Raw genomic sequence first — 19,550 nt, forward strand, 5'->3', positions numbered from 1 at the left:
AAATTAATTAAGCGAATTGACTTCGCAAATGTTTTTGCTTCAAATCGTAATGATTGAAGACCCTACACATTTGATTCGTCGAAACTTTGTTCAGTTTTCAAAGGTCTACTTGCTTAGCCGAGTAACTAAGCAACATCAATTATTATATCACTTACTTAATTTGATGTCAACAACTAATTCTAATTAATTTTAAGCAATTAAGTCGTTTTAATAAGCAGCCTATACAATATATCATTCCGTCGAGAAATAGTCAATATATTTTTTGGAATAAAAATAATTGATTTTCTATCCGTAAATCAATTTACTTTTCTCAACAGGAACTATACTATACATTCTTTTTTTCCTTTCGTCAATAACTAATATGAAGCATTATTCATATGTTGCTGATCATGCCGAACAATAATAATTATTCCTACTGAATTGTTAATAGATAATAGTATAAAATAAAAAGTGCTCGTCGCATCTATGACATGAGCACCTATAAACAGAACAATCTAATTTTTAAATTATTTCACCCGAACTAAGAAGTAACGTTTCTTACCACGTCGAACAATTACGAATTTCCCATCAAAATGACTACTAGGATCAATCTCAGCATCTATATCCGTTACTTTTTCCCCATTAATATGAACTGCGCCATTCTCGACATCCTGCCGTGCCTGGCGACGTGATGGTTCAATCTTAGTATCATCAACTAACCATAAAATGATATTTTTCTTTTCGTTGCTTACTTCAACAGAAGGAACATTACTAAATGCTTGTTCAATCTCCTCAGTGGTTAAGTCAGCAACATCCCCAGAGAACAATGCTTTTGTAATTCTTTGTGCTTCAGCCAAACCTTCTTCGCCATGAACAAACTTAGTAACTTCTTCAGCTAAGCGACGTTGAGCTTCACGCTTCCACGGTTCCTTCTTAACTTTTTCTGCCAACTCATCAATTTCATCTTTAGATAAAAAGGTGAAGTACTTAAGGTATTTAACAACGTCTCGGTCATCTTGGTTAATCCAAAATTGGTAGAATTCGTATGGTGAAGTTTTCTTTGGATCAAGCCAAATAGCACCACCGGCAGTCTTACCAAACTTTGTTCCATCAGCCTTAAGCATCAATGGAATGGTCAAGCCATATACCTTCGCATCTGGTCCTTCTACCTTATGAATCAAATCAATCCCGGCAGTAATATTCCCCCATTGATCGGAACCACCAATTTCAAGTTGAACATCATTGCTTTGATAAAGGTGAAGGAAATCAACTGCTTGAAGAATTTGGTAGGTAAATTCAGTAAAGGAAATCCCTGAAGCAAGTCGACTAGCAACTACCTCCTTATTTAACATCGTATTCACATTAAAAAGTTTCCCAAAGTCACGTAAGAAGTCAATCATGGTAAAGTTCTTCAGCCAAGTATAGTTATCAACAATAGTAAAGTTGTCAGTGCCGAAGAGTTTCTTCATTTGTTCGGTTAACGCCTTCTTATTGTGTTCCAATTGAGATTCAGTTTGAAGGGTCCGTTCAGTCTTCCTCCCAGATGGATCACCAATTGCACCAGTCCCACCACCGATAATAATTACCGGGTGATGTCCAGCAAGTTGAAACCGTTTTAGAATCATAAATGGAATCAAGTGACCAATATGAAGACTGTCTCCTGTTGGATCAGTCCCACAGTATAGTCCAATATTTTTACTTTCAGTTAACTCCTTTAATGCTTCCTTATCAGTAGTTTGATTAATTGCACCACGCCATTCGAGTTCATCAATAATGTTCATTAATATTTGCCTCCTACTGTATGGATCAAAAAATCCCCAACCTCATAATGAAGTCAGGGACGATTTACCGCGTTACCACCTTGAATTGTAACTACTTTAAGTAATTACCTCTCTAGTCGATAACGAGACGATCCGTTCATAATTGAAAAGCTCAGTAAGTGTAATTCGTCAGCTAACCTTGTCAGGTTTGCAGCAACCACCTGATCTCTAGACGACTAGTTAGTCGACTACTAAATTACTTCAATGCCTTTATTTATTGCCGTCATTGTACCGGGAGAAGTAACCTTTTGTCAAGCTAAAAAAGGCCAGTGGAAAAGCATTTTTCCATCAGCCTCTATTTTAATAATTATTTACTTTTCTTATTTCTTCTTATCTTGCTTAGTCTTACCTTTTTTCGTTTTTTTGGGTGTGTAGACTTCATGAACGTAAGCTTCTCCAGTTAATTCAGCAACTGGCTTAAATGTTCCAGCAAAGTCTTCATCAAGATTAGCAGTCTTCTTTGCTTCTTCATAGTAAAGAGCACCACTGGCGAAAATCACTGGCAAGTAAGCTGCAAAACCAAGGATCATTAATAATAACCCAATATATACTAACGGGTATATTGCAGTGTAGATGCCCCAGTAGGCTAAAGCACCAAAGATTACTTCCCAGACAACCATCGGAATGAAGACGACTACAAGCATAATTAACAAGTAGTTCCACTTCCGACCACCCATAAACCGACGACTAGCAGTTAAAGCATAACGCATTGATTGGCCGAGAAATTGTGGTTGGCGATCACGGTAAAGGAAGTTTGCCTGTGAATATTCAATCCCTTTCCATGCCATCACAATGTCGTTTAAGATCCGGCAAATAATTACTAGAACCTGGTTCTTAGCAACTAGTCCACCAATAATATCTAATGGTAAGCTCCACAGGAATACAAACAATCCTGTGTACAGAATGATTCGCCATAATTGATTCTTCCGCAAATGCTTGTAATGCATCCATACTGAACCAGCACTCACGATTTGTTCAGGATGACGAACCTTATCTTGATAAGTAAATTGTGCAGCAGTAGTAAAGAATGAATAGAAGAATGACAATGCAATTAGAACGATGATTGCAATCAGCAATTCAAGTAATGCCAAACCAATTGCTGCAGGTGATGCCATCCCATACATAATCATCATCATGGCCATTCCCATTGAACTTAGAATTCCCTGGGCAAAGTAACCAACAATAAACGATAATGCAAGAAAAATAATCATCACTCCACCGAGTGGCCACATTGACGCTTGGTAATGCGGTTTAACTAGTCCCTTCAAGTCATGAACGAACTGTTTTAAGGACAAATGATAACGTTTCTTCATTTAATACTCTCTCCAATTATTTCAGAATATATTTTTCATAATAACATAAAAAGAACAAACCTCAATTTTCAAATCGCTTTTTTCATAAAAAATTCATAAAGGCCTTTAGTGTTCGAATTCTCAAACACTAAAGGCCATCTTTTGTTAACTTATATTTGTACTACTATAAATTTGACTCAGTCGTCTAAGAATGAAGAAAACAATGATCCCCTCTAACGGCCAAGTAATAACCTCTTTGGGTAAGCGAATAAGTAAAAGGGCCCAAAATGTTCTTCCGTTGCTTCCAGAATTTAGACTCATAATATAAATCCAAAAGGTCGTAAAAATAACGTTCGTAATTAAGGTTTGGAAGAATTCATATACTAACGCCCGTTGCCACGTAACTTTCTGGTTATACAGGAACATTCCAGCAAGTACTCCCGAAACGAAAGCCGAAAATGTAAAGCCCGGGAAAAAGGCTGTTCCTGAATTAAGAATGGTATTACTGATAATATCGTTAACTACCATTGACCAGCCACCAATCCACGGTCCAAGATAATAACCAATTAATGCGGTAGCAATAAAGCCAAAGCCAAATTTTAAAATTGTCGGGTTACCAATGGAAATCTTATCCAAAATCACCTCAAGGGCAATTAGCATCCCAGCAAGCGTAAGCCGCTTAGTCGTAAAACGTGGTCCAGCAAAAGATAAAATTGAGGACATTTCAATCCACTCCCTACATAAATTTATTTTGTTAGGGAACACATTGACAAATGTCTTTGTGGTGAATGCGGAATTATCAAGCAGCAAAGGCTTCCTTCCAACGTTCACATTCCGTTCCGTTGGACAATAACTCGGTAATCCCTACCCCAACAGCCATAATATACCCTGCTTACGGATATTATTCAATAACATCAAACTAAAGATATGGATAAATAATTGGTGATCAAGTATGTAAACTTAGATAATTCGCTTTTCTCTAGTAACAAATAAAAAGGTCGAGACCAGCTCATCTCAAGCTAACCTCGACAGGATAAATATTCAATTATGCCAAATAAATTTAATCTAACTTACCTGCACTCTTTAGGATCTTTTGTGCTTTTTCGAGGTAGCCGTGTTCAGCACGGAAAGCCTTAATCTTGCCACCCTTGCTTTCGTCTAACTCGTCAAGTTGCTTTTCAAGTTCTTCAAAGCCCTTCTTCAAGTCTTTGATAACAGGTTCTTCATCTTCAATGTAGATGTAGTGGTTTTCAGCAGGATCCTTACGACCCTCACCAGCAACACGTTCAAGTTTGTCGTCATACTTATCAACCTTTTGAGCGTGCTTAAGAATTGACTTAATATCCTTGATTGTTTCGTGTTGAGCAGTGTGATGTTTTTCGTTATCAACACTATCTTCAATCCGTGTTAAGTGCCCCTCAGCATCTGCAATCTTCTTAGCAATCCGATCCAATGCTTTTAATTGACGTTTTGCATAATCAGCCATAATAATAACCTCCTGAGATATATTCTTTACAATTATTATTATATTTTTAATGTTTAATTTATACAAGTAATAAGCCTTACTGATTTAAATCTTCAGAAATAATGATTAATATTTTTATATATGATTATAATAATCACATTTTCTACATATTATGCTAACTTTCGTCAATTATTTATTTAGCATAGTATATAAAAAAGGCTGGAATTTAATCCAGCCTTACGTTATTTTAGTATTTTTCCTTGCTCAAAACATTAAGCTTTTCATCGAAGTCATAAACAACTGGTTGACCAGTAGCCATTTCGAGGTTCATGATATCTTCGTCAGAAATATTTTCGATGTACTTACTCAAAGCACGGAGAGAGTTACCATGAGCAGCAATGATAACGTTCTTATTATCAAGAAGCTTTGGAGCAATCTCATCTTGCCATAAAGGAATAACCCGTTCCAAAGTAACCTTCAAGTTTTCACCACCAGGAATAGCCCGTGGGTCTAAGTTAGCGTAACGACGGTCCTTAGCAGCAGACCCTTCATCCTCAGCACTCAGTAATGGAGGTAAAACATCGTATGAACGACGCCAAATGTGAACTTGTTCGTCACCATACTTTTCAGCAGCCTTCTTCTTGTTGTGACCTTGGAGTGCACCATAGTGACGTTCGTTCAAACGCCAAGTCTTGGTTTCTGGAATCCAAAGTTGGTCACATTCTTCAAGAGCGTAGTGCAAAGTCTTGATCGCCCGCTTCAATACTGAAGTGTATGCATAGTCAAATTCAATTCCATGTTCCTTAAGGGCCTTACCTGCATTTTTAGCTTGTTCAACACCCTTTTCACTTAAGTCAACATCAACCCAACCAGTGAATTGGTTAGATAAGTTCCATTCACTTTGGCCGTGACGAATTAAAACTAGTTTTGCCATGTTCTAATGACCTCTTTCTTCTTAAAATCGCTATACTGTACAGCATTACTTAATTATTTTAATCCAAACACCACAAAATTCCAATAGGGGAAATCCCGTTCTGATGAACTTAAGTGCGAACAAAATTAAAAGAACTCCAATTCACTCAAGAAACAGATCGAAACTAGTAAGTTTAATGTTTTAATATCTCGTTTTTTCAGTAACGAAATTCATAATACTGTCACCTAATCTAGGTAGCCACCCCACAAACCATTAAATTCTATTGTTTGCCACATCTATTTTTCTGGGTATAAAGCAACTTTTCTATCTCTAGCTACAGCTTCTTCACTTGAGTATGAATACTATTATTCTATTTGGGATATTTAAATTTTATTTACTTAGTTTGTCATTAATATATTTCTCTTTATTAAACAATTAATAACGTAATTTATCAATTTTATTTAAGTTATCCCAAATAAAGTTAGTCTTTTATTGTAGGAATTAGTAAATAGATTCAGTCATATTAATAAAATTAAATAAAAGTTTTTTCATCTGTTATCTCGGGAATTTCTCACTAATCTTTATAAACTTTTTAGATTGTTATTGACTTCCATTAAATTAAGATTAAACTAATAATCAATTAAATTTTAATTAGACTTTGAAGAGAAGAGTAGTACCTTACCGTTTTGTAGAGAGTCCTTAGTTGGTGAAAAAGGATATTCGGGAACAGTATGAAGATGAGCTCTGAGTCATCTAACTTTGGTCCTCCCGGCTAAGTTAGACGGATAGCAACCGTTATATTGCGGAGTATTCATGTCTAAATGAGTACTTAACGAGGTTGTTATTGCGAAATAGCAACAAACTCAGGGTGGTACCACGAAAGCTTTCGTCCCATAGTTCTATACGAACTATGGGGTGGGAGCTTTTTTGTTTAGATCGCTATCGTCCCAAAGAGCTTGTAGGGCAAGCATGTTTCATCATTCACTCTTCTAGAAAGGAGACTCCACCATGACAGCAAACGCAAAAAACGGCTTTTTGCTCAGTAACGGTCGCTGGCAAAATCATTACCTTAAAGATCCAATATCTGTTTTGGTAGTTAACCTTATGCCAACCAAGGAAGTAACCGAACGACAATTCTTAGAAAGCTTTAATAATTTGAATCAAGATATTGAATTTACCTTCTTATATCTCGCAACTCACCATTTCAAAAATATTTCTTACTCTGCAATCGCTAAAGCATACGCAAGCTTAGATGATGTCGAAAGTTCATCATTTGATGGCTTAATCATTACTGGTGCTCCAGTTGAACAGCTTAACTTCCACCAAGTTGATTATTGGGAAGAATTCCGAACAATCTGTGACTGGGCTAAGCGGCATACCAAGCAATCGTTGCTTGAATGTTGGGCAGCACTTGGCGGTCTCTATAACGACTACCAACTTAATAAACAACAATTATCGCAAAAGCTCTTCGGCATCTACCAAGCAACAAGTATCAATGAACACAATCGGCTTTCACATAATTTTCACGCCATTAAGATTCCTCAATCACGTCACTCTACACCAGTTATTGATCCCAATAACCTTCCCGATGACTTGGAAGTTATTGCAACTAATAAACAGATTGGACCGCTAATTTATTACTCTCCTTCTAACCACCGGACGTACATCACCGGCCATCCAGAGTACGAATCGGATACGTTAGCTAAGGAATACTACCGTGATCTAAAAAAGCGGCTCCCTATTCAGGAACCGCATAACTACTTTGCTAACGTTGAGATCGGTAAAGTTAACTATTCATGGCAACAATCAAGTATTCAAATTTATCAAAATTGGTTAAACACATTTACACAACAGAAAGTAGGTACATTAGTATGAGTAAACAAGAACAAAACCCAAAATATCATTTTGAAACCCTCCAAGTTCACGCTGGCCAAACCGTTGATGAAACTGGTGCTCGAGCTGTCCCAATTTATCAAACCACTTCTTATGTTTTTAAGGACGCCAAGCAGGCAGCCGACCGCTTCTCATTAAAGGAACCCGGTAACATCTACACCCGGTTAACCAACCCAACTACCGATGTCGTGGACAAGCGAGTAGCGGCTTTGGAACACGGCACTGCCGCAATCACCCTCGCTACTGGTTCAGCCGCAATCACCGCTGCGATTTTAAATATTGCCCAACAGGGGGGACGAAATCGTCTCCGCAAGCACTATTTACGGTGGTACTTATGACTTATTCTCCGTTACTCTTCCTAAATTAGGGATCAAAACCAATTTCGTTGATCCAGACGATCCAGAAAACTTCGCTAAGGCAATCAACGAACACACTAAAGCCCTTTACGTTGAAAGTATCGGTAACCCTGGTATTAACCTGGTCGATTTTAAGAAGATCGCCAAAATTGCTCATGATCACGGGATCCTCTTTATTGTGGATAACACCTTTGGTACTCCATACCTTGTTAAACCGCTAGATCTAGGTGCTGATATTGTAGTTCATTCCGCTACCAAGTTCATTGGGGGACACGGAACAACAATGGGTGGTGTAATTGTTGAAAATGGTAAGTTCAATTACAAAGCTAGTGGTCGTTACCCTGATTTTACTACACCAAATGATCAATACGATGGTTTAGTATTTACCGACCTTGCACCAGCTGCATTTACAACAAAGGTTCGCGCTGAATCCGCTCGGGATCTTGGAGCAACTATTAGTCCGTTTAACTCATTTTTACTCCTTCAAGGCCTAGAGTCATTATCATTCCGGGTTGAACGTCACGTTGCCAATACCCGAAAGGTCGTTAACTTTCTTAATAATCATCCGAAAGTTGCTTGGATTAATTATCCAGAATTAGCAGATAGTCCATATAAGCCACTAGCCGATAAGTATTTCCCGAACGGTGTCGGTTCAATCTTTACGCTAGGGTTGAAAGGCGGTGAAGAAGCCGGAAAGGAACTCATCAGTAACTTAAAGCTCTTCTCCCTCTTAGCCAACGTTGCTGATGCCAAGTCACTCATTATTCACCCGGCATCAACTACCCATGCTCAATTAAGCCCTGAAGAATTAAAAGCGGCTGGTGTTACGCCCGATCTAATTCGAGTTTCTGTTGGAATTGAAAACGCTGATGATTTGATTGCGGATCTTGATCAAGCTCTAGCAAAAATTTAAGCAAAGGAGAGTTCTCATATGCGAACGATTAAAATTGGCCTTCTTGGTCTCGGGACCGTTGGTGGGGGCGTTGTTAAATTACTCCAGGAACATGCGGCAAAAATTGAGCAAACCACAAACGTCCACTTTATCTTAAAGCGAGTCGCTGTTGCCCACTTAAATAAACCACGGAAGTTTTCCCTTCCCGAGGAAACAATCTTGACTGACCAGATTGATGAAGTTTTGAATGATCCGGAAATCCAAATAATCGTCGAAACTATGGGAACCATTAATCGTGCTCGCCAAGCAATCGTCCAAGCAATCTATAACCATAAGTCTGTTATCACCGCTAATAAGGATCTCCTCGCAATCGACGGTCCAAAGCTAGCACAACTTGCCAAAAGTCGTCACGTTGACTTTCTCTACGAAGCAAGTGTTGCCGGGGGAATTCCGATCCTTCGCGTCCTCAGCAGTAGTCTCGTCACCGACCAAATTACCCGGGTCTCTGGAATCATTAACGGAACTGCTAACTATATTCTTTCAGCAATGGTCAGTGATAATCTGAGTTATGACAAGGCCTTAATGAATGCCCAACAAAAGGGGTATGCGGAGGCTAATCCCGTAAACGATGTTAAGGGAATTGATGCCGCCAATAAGCTGAGCATTCTCAGTCAGTTTGCCTTTGGAAAAGCACTCGACCCAACAAATCTCAACGTTCGTGGGATCGACCAATTAACTAGTGCCCAGTTAGCAAGCGCCAAACAATTCGGCTACACAATTAAGCTCCTTGCAATTGCTAAACGACTCTCCAACCGCCTTTACACTTCCGTTGGTCCCACACTGGTTGATAACAATGACCAACTTGCTCAAGTTAATGGTGTTCAAAATGCTATCGCAATCGAGAGTAATGCTCTTGGTTCAAGTGTTTATACCGGACCTGGTGCAGGTGCCAAACCAACTGCTAATAGTATTCTGAGTGACCTTGCGGCTGCTGCAAATGATATTCTGAACTATGACTGCGGGAACGCATTTAATAACTACCACAGCGAGCTTACCCCCTCTACACTAAATAATGCTCCACAATCATACCTAATCACCATCTATGGCCGGTCAACTCGGCCAGTTGATTCAATTGATTGGCAAAATGAAACTAGTAACCACAACTACTGGAGTGGCCTCACTCCAGTAATTTCCCACAAAAAGCTTAACTTACTCCTTGAAACAATTGGTAACGATTTTGCGGTTAGCTACTTACCGGTTTATGGAACGGTGAAATTGCAAGCGATAAAAGAAGTAAAGCAGAACTAGCTTACTAATTCGCTTTTTTGAGGCGAAGTTAGCCTCTAGGAACTCCTTTTGTATACTGTACTGTAACATTTTTACTATGTAGGGGACATATGTTACCTTCCCCTTTATCATCTTTGCAAATAATTTGTCACCAATTCTAAAATTTCCGATTCACGTTTACCATTAAGCCGGTGTCCCTCTCCCTCAATCAGGTGTAACTCACTGTTTGGCAAAACAATGTTATATTTCTTAGCCGCTTCTGGCGAAACAACCGTATCTTCTAGGCCATGAACTATCAGTGCTGGGCCCATAAAATGTTGAGCAGTTTCATAAATTGGCAGTAACTGGGCTGTCCGAAAATATTCTCCACTTACAGCAACTCCATGAACATCGATCGTTAATGGAATGTGGTTAGGATCGTACTTTGTCCCTTGACAGACTCCTTTTAATGCATCATCTTTGAGAGTCGCCGCAGGGGCCATTAAGACTTCTTTAGTAATAACGTCACGGTAATATGCAGACAGCATTGAAGCTACTACTCCACCTTGAGAATGACCAATTAAGTAAATCTGTTGCGCCTTGATCTGAAAGCGCGCAAAATCAATAATCTTCATTCCATCATTGATTTCACTATATACGGTCATATCGGTAAAGCTGCCATCACTCTTTCCACAACCACCAAAATCAAACCGAAGCGTTGGGATTCCTGCTTCGTTTAATTTATGAGATAAGTCATAAAGTAAGCTTCCTGCTTCATAGCCACGATTACCTTGAAAACCATGCATCAGAATTGCCACCTGTTTATTCTGGAGATTTTCCGTTCCCTCTAAGACACCACGAAGAGTGAGACCACCACGTTTCACAGTTACATCCATTTCTACTGGCTCCCTTTAATTTTGTTTTCTACCCTGTTATTTTACTATAATTAGAAATAGGAGGTGTCTCGAAATGATTCATAATTTCACTACAGACCAACAAGTTAACCACCGCTCAATTCGCCAATTCAAGGATCAGTCACTAAGTGCTGAACAACTAACGACCATTTATCAAGCGGCTCGGCATACTTCAACGAGCATGTTCCTTCAGCAGTTTAGTATTTTACACTTAACTGAACCAAAAAAGCAGGCTGCAGTTCGAAAAATTGCTGAACAGCCCTATGTTGGGGCCGAAGGGGATCTCTTTATCTTTATTGCCGACTTATATCGGAACCAGCAGATCCGTCACCAACTCGGCAATGATGATGGTCGCTTGCACACAACCGACATCTTTATGCAGGCCGTGGAAGACACAATTTTAGCTTTGCAAAGTGCATTAACCGCTGCCGAAAGTATGGGACTTGGTGGTGTGGTTCTGGGTTCGGTTAAGAATGATCCAGACAAACTAATTCAAGTACTCGGTCTACCAAAAATGACCTTCCCCATCCTTGGTTTACAAGTCGGGATCCCAGATCAAGAGCCACAATTAAAGCCACGATTACCACTCAATCAAATCACTTTCGATAATGATTATCCACGTGATTTCTCAATTAACGACCTTAAAGATTATGACCAACTAGTAACCACATACTATGATTTACGAGATGCTAATAAACGAATTGATTCGTTTACTAATCAAATTAACGGTCCCAAACTAAACAATCATAAAACGAGTCGTGACATGCTTCTACAAGCTTTACATAATCAGGGACTGGCATTAGAGTAATAACAAAAAAGGTTCCAAGCATTCAATAATTGAATGCTTGGAACCTTTTTCAATTACTTCACTCTCACGTTAATCCAGACCAATACGCTTAAAGATATCGTCAACGTGACGGAGGTGCCAGTGGTAATCAAAGGCATCGTCAAGGTCTTCTTTAGAAAGCTGCTTTTGAATCGTTGGATCAGCTTCAAGCAATGGCCGGAATGGAACTTGTTCTGCCCAACACTTAGCAGTGTATGGTTGGATCAAGTCATATGCCGCTTCACGAGTCATTCCACTATTAACTAACTTTAGGAGAACTCGACCACTATAGATTAAACCAAGAGTCTTATCCATATTATTCTTCATCGTTTCTGGAAAAACATCCAAATTAACCAGAAGGCGGCCAAACCGACGAAGCATATAGTCAATCAGTGATGTAGAGTCAGGTAAGATCATCCGTTCCGCACTAGAATGTGAAATATCTCGTTCATGCCATAAAGTAACATCTTCCATCGCTGTAACAACATTTCCCCGCAGAACCCGTGCACAACCAGTAATGTTTTCAGAACCAATTGGGTTACGCTTGTGGGGCATTGCGGATGAACCTTTTTGGCCCTTGGCAAAGTGTTCTTCAACTTCATGAATTTCAGTTCGTTGTAATGAACGAATTTCGGTAGCCATATTCTCTAAGCTCGTTCCCATCAAGGCAATAGCAGAGATATATTCCGCATGAAGATCGCGCGGGAGGACTTGGGTTGAAATCTCTTGAGCCCGTAATCCCAGTCGTTCGCAAACATATTTTTCAACAAAGGGATCGATTTCGGCAAATGTTCCCACGGCTCCTGAAATTTTTCCGGCTTCAACGCCCCGAGCAGCATGTTCAAATCGTTCCTTGTTCCGTTTCATTTCGGAATACCAGCGGGCTACCTTTAACCCAAAGGTAGTTGGTTCAGCATGAACCCCGTGTGTCCGTCCCATGCAAACAGTGTACTTATACTTCTCGGCTAACTTTTTTAAGACAGCCATAAAATTATCAATATCTTGACGAATGATATCATTAGCCTTCTTTAGGCGAAGCCCTTGAGCAGTATCAACAACATCAGTACTGGTCATACCATAATGAACCCATTTTCGTTCAGGTCCGAGTGACTTAGAAACGTCACGAGTAAAGGCAATGACATCGTGGTGGGTCACTGCCTCAATTTCAGCGATCCCTTCAACAGAGAATTTAGCATTCTTTCGAATTTTCTCCACGTCTTCAACTGGAATATGACCAAGCTTACTCCAAGCCTCATCAGCTGCAATTTCAACTTCTAACCAGCATTGGTATTGAGTCTCTAAACTCCAAATCTTCGCCATTTCTGGACTAGTATAACGGTCAATCATTAGTTAAAGTTCCTCTCTAATTATTTCTCTAGATAACAATATACCATGTTCTGAAAATTATTTATCCCAAATATGGAGATCATTTATTTCTATTTCGGTTAACACCTTTTTAATATCATTAGTCAAAATTATGATGTGTCCCATTTTACGTTTATAACGCACCTTGACTTTACCCGTAGACATGAAAATGATAATGCTTTTTTGGCTATTAGCTTCCATGCTCATCAACATGTTGACCACTGGCAAATGGGTTGGTTCGCCTGCGCTAGTAGTGATCACCTTGGTTCCATTTTGACCGTGTTTCACGCAAACGCGAACAATTCATTTGATATCCGGTGATCAGAAACGATAAATCGATACTAAATTATTTAAGAATCTCACAGCCAGTTTCAACCGTTAACCAATTATATTCACTACCATCACACTCATCGGTCAGCTACAAAAGCTGCTTTAAGCATAACAAAACAACTTCAGAATTACAATATTTTAACGAACTTAATTAATTATCATTTTTAATAATGTTCGCTTATCGTGGGAGAATAAAAAAATCAGGAAATCTGCAATTCCCTGATTTTTTTGTTTGCTCAGCTATTGTGTTCGCTCGAGTTTCCTAGAGTTAGTGTTCTAAGTAACATAGTCAAAACGTGTTCGCAGGGAAGTCCCTATAGACAACAAACTCCCTCCCAGATGCTTTTAGCATCCAGTTGGGAGAAATTGTTGTCTTACGGGCCTTCTTTACCTGCTCGCACTCTATTTTTCATATACGTAATCTCTTGTCATAGGAAGATTGGTGCCGGATGGGCCTTTGGTGATGAGATATTGGATAACATCAATATTACCAGATTCAAATGAAGCAGCACATGCTTGAAGATAAAGATCCCACATCCGAGTAAAACGATCGCCCATCATATCTTCAATTTGGGAACGGTGAGCATTGAAATTCATATCCCAAATTTCCAAAGTCCGTTGGTAATGACGACGAAGCATTTCCATATCTGAAATTTGCATATTGTTTTCAACGATATGCTCAACCATTTCATCAAGCCCAGGAATATAACCACCTGGGAAAATGTACTTATTGATCCAACCGTTAAAGGCCCCCCCTTGTTGACGGGTAATTCCATGAATCAAAGCAACCCCATCACTGGTAAGGTACTTATAAATATCTTTAAAGTAAAGACCAAGGTTTTCCTTACCAACGTGTTCAAACATTCCTACCGAGGTAATGTAATCCCACTTTCGGTCACCAAGTTCACGATAGTCCACAAGGAGAACTTCCGCAACATTTTCTAACCCTTCATCCTTAATCCGCTTTTGAACAAGGTTAAATTGTTCTTCACTCAAAGTTACTCCTGTAACCCGCAAACCATATTCCTTAGCTGCAGTGAGCATTAATGTTCCCCATCCACAACCAATATCAAGTAAGCTCTTGCCTGGTTTGGGATCAAGCTTCTTTAAAATATGGTGAACTTTGTCAATCTGAGCCCTAGTCAAATCATCACGGTTGCCGTGCTCAAAGTAAGCACAGGAATATGTCAAAGTGTCATCAAGCCACAACTTGTAAAAGTCGTTACCAACATCATAGTGGCTTTGAACATCACTTTCACTTTCCTTTTCAGAATGCCCTTGCTTTGGTAAAAACTTCCGGAACTTGGAACTTCGCATGAAACTGCCAGCACTTTCATAGGCTGCAGTAATTAGCTTTTGAATACTACCGTCAATTTCAATTTTGCCGTCCATATATGCTTCCCCAAGGGCAATGGAGGCGTTCTTTGTAACATCACGAATAGGAATCTTTTCCTTGAAAGTAATTGTTACTTCTGGCTCACCTTCACCATAAACTGCACTCTTGCCATCCCAGTAAACCACCTTAACTGGAATATTGAATGAGTGGCTTAACAGTGACTTATAGAACGTCTTTTCTAACATTTCTACGAATCCCTCTTTCAAAAAAAGTATGAGATCATTATAACACTCCCAGGCAAAATACAGTGATAATAATGTTCAGGCCATTGATTATTTGCTAAGATGGGGGTAACTACAGCATAAAGTAGAGGAGGAAATATAATGACTGATGCTTGGCACCGTTTTATTGCCAACGTTAAGTTACGTCGCTTCGTGGTTTTAGCCCTAATTATTTTCGTGCTATGGCTCCTTCGATCGCTGATGAACTTAATTCTTTTTACGTTTATTCTAACATTTATTGTTGTTAGCTGGGTTCGGTGGCTCCAACATCATCTCCCTAGGTTATCAACATCTTTCACCGTAATCATTACATATATTGTTTTAATTGCGGCAATTTATATTGGCGTTACCCGCTACCTTCCGGTTTTAGTTAACCAAGTTATTAAAATGGTTAATTCCGTGGTCAAATTTTATAGTTCACGTCAAGGAACCGAAATTATGCACTACGTTAACCACTATGTCAGTTGGAGTACAATTATGGCACAAGCAAAGCATGGTGTTACTATCGCTGTAAGTACTTTAACTAGTATTGGCTCGATGACGGTTACTTTCCTAATGTCATTTATCCTTAGTTTCTTCTATAGTCTTGAACTAAATCAAATGAATGAATTTACCCGAACATTTCTTGATAGCGATTTCGGCTGGTTTTTCAGTGATATTAATTACTTCGGCAAGAAATTCATAAATACTTTTGGGGTAGTCTTAGAAGCCCAATTCTTTATCGCCATTTGTAACACAGTGATTACAACAATTTGCCTTTTGTTCATGCATATGCCCCAAATCTTTGCCTTAGCTTTAATGGTCTTCATCTTTAGTTTAGTACCAGTCGCCGGAGTAATCATTTCATTAATTCCCCTTTCAATGGTTGCTTATTCCGTTGGCGGATTTCGGGATGTTATCTACATCGTCATTATGATTTGTGTAATTCACGCCTTAGAGGCATATGTCTTAAACCCCAAGTTCATGTCCAGCAAAACTGAGTTACCAATCTTCTATACTTTTATTGTGTTATTAGTTGCGGAACATTTCTTCGGCACGTGGGGATTAATTGTTGGGGTCCCTATTTTCACCTTTCTCCTGGATATTCTCGGGGTTAAACAGATCAAGAAAAAGTCAATCTCTCTCAAACATCACCAAAGAGAAGCTAAAAATTAATTTTGGCCTTGACATTCTCTAGTCAGCCATCTATTATTATGAGCAACGAAATACCTTTAACTTAGTCCAGAGAGTCTAGGAAGGATTTAATTGAACGCAGTAAGTATTGATCTACCTTTCTAGTCCATTACTAGAAAGGTTTTTTATGTAATGGACAAATAAGGGATCTGGCGCCAATTATTTCAACTAGGTATTTTTGAATAACTTTTGATTCACCTAGGAGGAAATACTAATGACATATTCACAACGTGTTGCTCAAGTCTTATTAAACATCAATGCAGTTACTCTTAATCCAGAGAAGCCTTTTACCTGGGCTAGTGGGATGAAGTCACCAATTTATACCGATAACCGCCTTACAATCTCTTTCCCCGATGTTCGTCAGGCAATCGTTAACGGGATGGCAGAACAAATTAAGCTGCATTTTAATGAGGCTGAGGCAATTGCCGGAACAGCAACGGCTGGAATCCCACATGCCACAGGAGTTGCCCAACAAATGGGTCTTCCCATGGTTTATGTCCGAACTAAACCAAAAGATCATGGCGAAGGAAAACAAGTAGAAGGAATCCTTCGACCAGGAGAAAAAGTCGTTGTTATTGATGATCTAATTTCAACCGGTGGAAGCGTTCTGAATGCTGTCCACGCAATTGAAAGCGAAGGAGCAGAAGTAATCGGGGTAGTTTCTATCTTTACTTACCAACTCCAGGCTGCAGAACAAAATTTCATGGTCAACGGTCTGCAATACTACTCAGTAACCAATTACAGTACCTTGGTAAACCTTGCGAAGGAAAATGGCTTAATTAATACCGATCACCTGAAGTCCCTTCAAGAGTGGCGAAAAGATCCGATGAAATGGAGCAACCAACACGGGCTGTTAGCACTGTAAAAATAGTAAAAGGGACTGACAATATTGTCAGTCCCTTTTACTATTTTAAAACACCATATTCAGAAGCCAAACTCCAATTAGTCCCGCAATAACTGAAATTGACATTGAACGAGTAAAGTAAGCAATTATCATAACAATTACCGCAGCAATCATCTGATCTGGATGATCATACGGAACAAAATGATAACCTTTAGTAGTGATAAAAATGTTCTTAATGACTAAGGCTGTAAATAGGCTAATTGGCACATATTTCATCCACTCATTGAACCATTCAGGAATCTTCCGCGAAGAGAAGAAGTGAATTGGAAAGTACCGTGGAATAAACGCTGCAATTGCCGCAAAAATAATCACAACGATATGGTAAAGAATTTGGTTACTACCGATTTGAGATACTATAAACTCCATACTACTAGTCTCCCATTAATCATGTTGACTTGATTCAGGTGACTGTGAATCAGTCGACCGTTTCTTTGCTTCTTCTGCTTTTTCTTCAAGAAGGTGTTGTTCTTCTGCTTCCTGATCCTCAACCGTAATTCGGGTTGCCCGTGGACGGAAAAGCTTGGAAAGAAACCAATTCTCGTTTGGCTTCTTTGAATACTTCCGTACCGTATTTTCAATCAAGAACCCAACAAACGAAGCGATTAACGTAGCAATCACAACCCCAATAATACTGTGCGTAATTACCATGAAGAAGACAGCTAGAACCGCTGAAAGTAAGCAAATAATAAGTGTGAGGTGACTACGCATCTGCATAACAATCATGTAAATAAAGAGCGCAGTCAAAGCAAAATCAACGACTTCGAGATTAATTGAAATTGCACTTCCAATTAGTCCACCAACCATGTTAGAAACTGACCAAGAAATCAACGAGTAGTGCTCAACCAATAAAGCATCCTTTGGTTTCCATTTTTTATCAGTTGCAAATTTCAAATAGTTAACGGCATAGTTTTCGTCGTTCATTGATACAGCAAACAACCAAATGAAATGCTGCGATTCAGATTTGATATATTTCGAAAGACTTGAGCCAAGTAAAGCATACCGCAATTCTAGAAAGAAAAGGGTTACGAAGATCGAAGTTAACGGCGCGTGAATTGTTAACAGGGATGCCAGAATAAACTGGGCACCACCAGAAAAAACCACGATCGAGACAATTAACGTCATAATAAAGTTGAAACCCGCAGCATGCAATAAAATACCACAAGCTAGTCCAATCGGGATATAACTTAAGCAAAGTGGCATTGCAATGCCTAAAACTTCTAGCCAACGTGCTTTTTCGGGATTAATTTGTTGCGCTTTAGCCACAGAATTTCCTCCAATAAAATATGCTAATTAACTCCATAGTGAGCCAATATAACCAATTTTCAGTTTAACACATTCAAAATCACCTGAATATAAAAACATCAGGATTTAATTCATAAATCCTGATGTTTTTGCTATTAATTCTTTTTTTTAGGTTGTTCCTGTTTTAGTGGTAAATTAACAATAAAGCTGGTTTCATCGGTATTTGACGTTGCCCGCACATCTCCATGGTGCAGATCAACAATACTTTTAACAATTGCCAATCCTAATCCTGTACCACCAGTTGCCCGAGAACGTGAACCCTCAGCACGATAAAATCGTTCAAACAGGTGATCAATAGACTCAGCCGGGATTGGTGTCCCATCGTTACTAACCTTCACCACCACCCGATCTCGTTCTTGACGGGCAGTAATCTTAATATAACTAGCGCCGTTACCATACTTCAAAGCATTAGCAACTAGGTTACTAAATACCCGACCAATTTTCTCAGGATCAGCCTCAATCATTAACGGATTAGGTTCAACAGACGATGTAATCTCAATCCCCTTATGCTGAGCTTCTAGCTCAAAACTCGCCGTCAGCTGCTCCAAGAGCTGATTAAGATCAATCTTCATGATATTAACTGGACTCCCATGTTGCTGAACTTTAGTGTATTCAAAGAGATCCTCAACTAAATTCTTCATTTGCTTGGCCTTTTCATAGGCAATATGAGTATACTTCAGAATATCTTCTTCGCTTCGGTATTGTTTGTCCTCAATTAAACCCAAATAACCAATAATACTTGTTAGTGGCGTACGGAGATCGTGACTAACATTCGTAATGAGCTCGTCCTTAGACTTTTCAATCTTCCGTTCATCATCCATTGACTGAACTGCGCTATCAACCAAAGCGTTAACGCTAGCAATAACGTGTTGTTCGCTTCCCTTTAACCGAAAAGGAATTCGGTGATCAAGATGTCCTTGAGCAATATAGTGCAATTCCTGAATAATATGGTTCATTTGGTATAAGTGGTACCGTCGGCGCAATCGCCACCAAACAACCCAAACATCAATCACAATCAAAATTGCAATCAAAATCCGCTGATAGCTCCAGATTTGGGCTTGCATTGGGCCAATCCGCATTGACTGCTTAATCATAAAGATCCCACTATTGATTCCCGGGTTACTCTGGATGACGTCCTGCGCAATCATAACTATCGCCATATTTAGTAAAATCAGCAGGATTACCGTAATAACTCCCTCCAGGATTAGCGAACTTTTCTCCCGTCCCGTTAATTTCAACGTCT

At 39.2% G+C, this 19,550-nt stretch carries 17 protein-coding genes, 1 pseudogene, 1 riboswitch and 2 other annotated features; of the genes and pseudogenes, 6 read left to right on the plus strand and 12 right to left on the minus strand.

Annotated elements, in window-relative coordinates; genetic code table 11:
- Nucleotides 1-506: 506 nt before the first annotated feature.
- The 5 genes from tyrS to H5R64_RS01125 all read right to left on the minus strand — a co-directional run bounded on the left by tyrS (nucleotide 507) and on the right by H5R64_RS01125 (nucleotide 5,490).
- On the minus strand, nucleotides 507-1,760 hold the full coding sequence (tyrS, locus tag H5R64_RS01105; RefSeq protein WP_182582559.1) for a tyrosine--tRNA ligase: 1,254 nt from the start codon (nucleotides 1,758-1,760) through the stop codon (nucleotides 507-509).
- Between the two features lie 52 nt (nucleotides 1,761-1,812).
- Nucleotides 1,813-2,013, minus strand: a binding site (T-box leader).
- 106 nt (nucleotides 2,014-2,119) lie between these two features.
- Nucleotides 2,120-3,112, minus strand: a complete 993-nt coding sequence (locus H5R64_RS01110) for a hypothetical protein (protein WP_182582561.1) — start codon at nucleotides 3,110-3,112, stop codon at nucleotides 2,120-2,122.
- Nucleotides 3,113-3,256: 144 nt separating this feature from the next.
- Nucleotides 3,257-3,814 (minus strand): folate family ECF transporter S component, encoded by a 558-nt coding sequence (locus H5R64_RS01115; RefSeq protein WP_182580553.1) that lies wholly within the window; start codon nucleotides 3,812-3,814, stop codon nucleotides 3,257-3,259.
- Between the two features lie 57 nt (nucleotides 3,815-3,871).
- Nucleotides 3,872-3,965, minus strand: a riboswitch (THF riboswitch).
- A gap of 186 nt (nucleotides 3,966-4,151) precedes the next feature.
- On the minus strand, nucleotides 4,152-4,577 hold the full coding sequence (locus H5R64_RS01120) for a hypothetical protein (protein WP_182580552.1): 426 nt from the start codon (nucleotides 4,575-4,577) through the stop codon (nucleotides 4,152-4,154).
- A 226-nt stretch (nucleotides 4,578-4,803) separates the two neighbouring features.
- Nucleotides 4,804-5,490 carry a 2,3-diphosphoglycerate-dependent phosphoglycerate mutase gene (locus H5R64_RS01125; RefSeq protein ID WP_182580551.1) on the minus strand — a complete coding sequence of 229 codons (687 nt, stop codon included), beginning with the start codon at nucleotides 5,488-5,490 and terminating at the stop codon, nucleotides 4,804-4,806.
- Nucleotides 5,491-6,118: 628 nt separating this feature from the next.
- Nucleotides 6,119-6,366, plus strand: a binding site (T-box leader).
- Between the two features lie 111 nt (nucleotides 6,367-6,477).
- Between H5R64_RS01125 and H5R64_RS01130 the strand changes: the two genes are divergently transcribed.
- The 3 genes and pseudogenes from H5R64_RS01130 (at nucleotide 6,478) to H5R64_RS01140 (ending at nucleotide 9,918) form a co-directional block, all read left to right on the plus strand.
- Nucleotides 6,478-7,344 (plus strand): homoserine O-acetyltransferase/O-succinyltransferase family protein, encoded by an 867-nt coding sequence (locus H5R64_RS01130; protein WP_182582563.1) that lies wholly within the window; start codon nucleotides 6,478-6,480, stop codon nucleotides 7,342-7,344.
- Nucleotides 7,341-8,631, plus strand: a pseudogene (locus H5R64_RS01135) (O-acetylhomoserine aminocarboxypropyltransferase/cysteine synthase family protein). Before H5R64_RS01130 ends, H5R64_RS01135 begins: the two are co-directional and overlap by 4 nt.
- 18 nt (nucleotides 8,632-8,649) lie before the next feature.
- Nucleotides 8,650-9,918 (plus strand): homoserine dehydrogenase, encoded by a 1,269-nt coding sequence (locus tag H5R64_RS01140; protein ID WP_182582565.1) that lies wholly within the window; start codon nucleotides 8,650-8,652, stop codon nucleotides 9,916-9,918.
- 107 nt (nucleotides 9,919-10,025) lie between these two features.
- Here H5R64_RS01140 and H5R64_RS01145 read toward each other — a convergent pair whose 3' ends face one another.
- Nucleotides 10,026-10,772: an alpha/beta hydrolase gene (locus H5R64_RS01145; protein WP_182582567.1), complete on the minus strand. Its 747-nt coding sequence runs from the start codon at nucleotides 10,770-10,772 to the stop codon at nucleotides 10,026-10,028.
- A 73-nt stretch (nucleotides 10,773-10,845) separates the two neighbouring features.
- On the opposite strand from H5R64_RS01145, the gene H5R64_RS01150 reads away from it, so the two are divergent.
- Nucleotides 10,846-11,598 carry an NADPH-dependent oxidoreductase gene (locus H5R64_RS01150; RefSeq protein WP_182580546.1) on the plus strand — a complete coding sequence of 251 codons (753 nt, stop codon included), beginning with the start codon at nucleotides 10,846-10,848 and terminating at the stop codon, nucleotides 11,596-11,598.
- Between the two features lie 69 nt (nucleotides 11,599-11,667).
- On the opposite strand, the gene purB is transcribed toward H5R64_RS01150, so the two are convergent.
- From purB to H5R64_RS01160, 3 genes are all read right to left on the minus strand, one after another.
- Nucleotides 11,668-12,963, minus strand: coding sequence for an adenylosuccinate lyase (purB, locus tag H5R64_RS01155; RefSeq protein ID WP_182582569.1), 1,296 nt, complete (start codon nucleotides 12,961-12,963; stop codon nucleotides 11,668-11,670).
- Between the two features lie 57 nt (nucleotides 12,964-13,020).
- The gene (locus H5R64_RS08690) at nucleotides 13,021-13,194 is read right to left on the minus strand and encodes a hypothetical protein (RefSeq protein WP_407657563.1); all 174 of its coding nucleotides are present in this window, start codon (nucleotides 13,192-13,194) and stop codon (nucleotides 13,021-13,023) included.
- Between the two features lie 519 nt (nucleotides 13,195-13,713).
- Nucleotides 13,714-14,892 (minus strand): SAM-dependent methyltransferase, encoded by a 1,179-nt coding sequence (locus tag H5R64_RS01160; RefSeq protein ID WP_182580544.1) that lies wholly within the window; start codon nucleotides 14,890-14,892, stop codon nucleotides 13,714-13,716.
- Between the two features lie 138 nt (nucleotides 14,893-15,030).
- Here H5R64_RS01160 and H5R64_RS01165 point away from each other — a divergent pair, with 138 nt between their 5' ends.
- Both H5R64_RS01165 and pyrE read left to right on the plus strand, forming a co-directional pair.
- Entirely contained in the window at nucleotides 15,031-16,083 is a 1,053-nt protein-coding gene (locus H5R64_RS01165) for an AI-2E family transporter (RefSeq protein ID WP_182580543.1), read from the plus strand.
- Nucleotides 16,084-16,315: 232 nt separating this feature from the next.
- The gene (gene pyrE, locus H5R64_RS01170; RefSeq protein ID WP_182580542.1) at nucleotides 16,316-16,966 is read left to right on the plus strand and encodes an orotate phosphoribosyltransferase; all 651 of its coding nucleotides are present in this window, start codon (nucleotides 16,316-16,318) and stop codon (nucleotides 16,964-16,966) included.
- Between the two features lie 45 nt (nucleotides 16,967-17,011).
- Here pyrE and H5R64_RS01175 read toward each other — a convergent pair whose 3' ends face one another.
- The 3 genes from H5R64_RS01175 to H5R64_RS01185 form a co-directional block, all read right to left on the minus strand.
- A complete protein-coding gene (locus H5R64_RS01175; RefSeq protein WP_182580541.1) occupies nucleotides 17,012-17,371 on the minus strand; it encodes an AzlD domain-containing protein in 360 nt (119 codons plus the stop codon).
- 15 nt (nucleotides 17,372-17,386) lie between these two features.
- Nucleotides 17,387-18,268: an AzlC family ABC transporter permease gene (locus tag H5R64_RS01180; RefSeq protein WP_182580540.1), complete on the minus strand. Its 882-nt coding sequence runs from the start codon at nucleotides 18,266-18,268 to the stop codon at nucleotides 17,387-17,389.
- 134 nt (nucleotides 18,269-18,402) lie between these two features.
- Complete coding sequence (locus H5R64_RS01185; protein WP_182580539.1) at nucleotides 18,403-19,545, minus strand: sensor histidine kinase; 1,143 nt, start codon at nucleotides 19,543-19,545, stop codon at nucleotides 18,403-18,405.
- Nucleotides 19,546-19,550 lie beyond the last annotated feature (5 nt).

Origin of the sequence: Limosilactobacillus fastidiosus, from assembly GCF_014145505.1 — a bacterium.
Classification (GTDB): Bacteria; Bacillota; Bacilli; order Lactobacillales; family Lactobacillaceae; genus Limosilactobacillus; species Limosilactobacillus fastidiosus.

Coding starts and splice junctions, on each gene's coding strand:
- H5R64_RS01160 (WP_182580544.1), bottom strand. CDS start 14,892: ATGTTAGAAAAGACGTTCTATAAGTCACTGTTAAGCCACTCATTCAAT.
- H5R64_RS01175 (WP_182580541.1), bottom strand. CDS start 17,371: ATGGAGTTTATAGTATCTCAAATCGGTAGTAACCAAATTCTTTACCAT.
- H5R64_RS01145 (WP_182582567.1), bottom strand. CDS start 10,772: ATGGATGTAACTGTGAAACGTGGTGGTCTCACTCTTCGTGGTGTCTTA.
- H5R64_RS01130 (WP_182582563.1), top strand. CDS start 6,478: ATGACAGCAAACGCAAAAAACGGCTTTTTGCTCAGTAACGGTCGCTGG.
- H5R64_RS01150 (WP_182580546.1), top strand. CDS start 10,846: ATGATTCATAATTTCACTACAGACCAACAAGTTAACCACCGCTCAATT.
- H5R64_RS01140 (WP_182582565.1), top strand. CDS start 8,650: ATGCGAACGATTAAAATTGGCCTTCTTGGTCTCGGGACCGTTGGTGGG.
- H5R64_RS01165 (WP_182580543.1), top strand. CDS start 15,031: ATGACTGATGCTTGGCACCGTTTTATTGCCAACGTTAAGTTACGTCGC.
- H5R64_RS01115 (WP_182580553.1), bottom strand. CDS start 3,814: ATGTCCTCAATTTTATCTTTTGCTGGACCACGTTTTACGACTAAGCGG.
- H5R64_RS01125 (WP_182580551.1), bottom strand. CDS start 5,490: ATGGCAAAACTAGTTTTAATTCGTCACGGCCAAAGTGAATGGAACTTA.
- pyrE (WP_182580542.1), top strand. CDS start 16,316: ATGACATATTCACAACGTGTTGCTCAAGTCTTATTAAACATCAATGCA.
- tyrS (WP_182582559.1), bottom strand. CDS start 1,760: ATGAACATTATTGATGAACTCGAATGGCGTGGTGCAATTAATCAAACT.
- purB (WP_182582569.1), bottom strand. CDS start 12,963: ATGATTGACCGTTATACTAGTCCAGAAATGGCGAAGATTTGGAGTTTA.
- H5R64_RS08690 (WP_407657563.1), bottom strand. CDS start 13,194: ATGTTGATGAGCATGGAAGCTAATAGCCAAAAAAGCATTATCATTTTC.
- H5R64_RS01110 (WP_182582561.1), bottom strand. CDS start 3,112: ATGAAGAAACGTTATCATTTGTCCTTAAAACAGTTCGTTCATGACTTG.
- H5R64_RS01120 (WP_182580552.1), bottom strand. CDS start 4,577: ATGGCTGATTATGCAAAACGTCAATTAAAAGCATTGGATCGGATTGCT.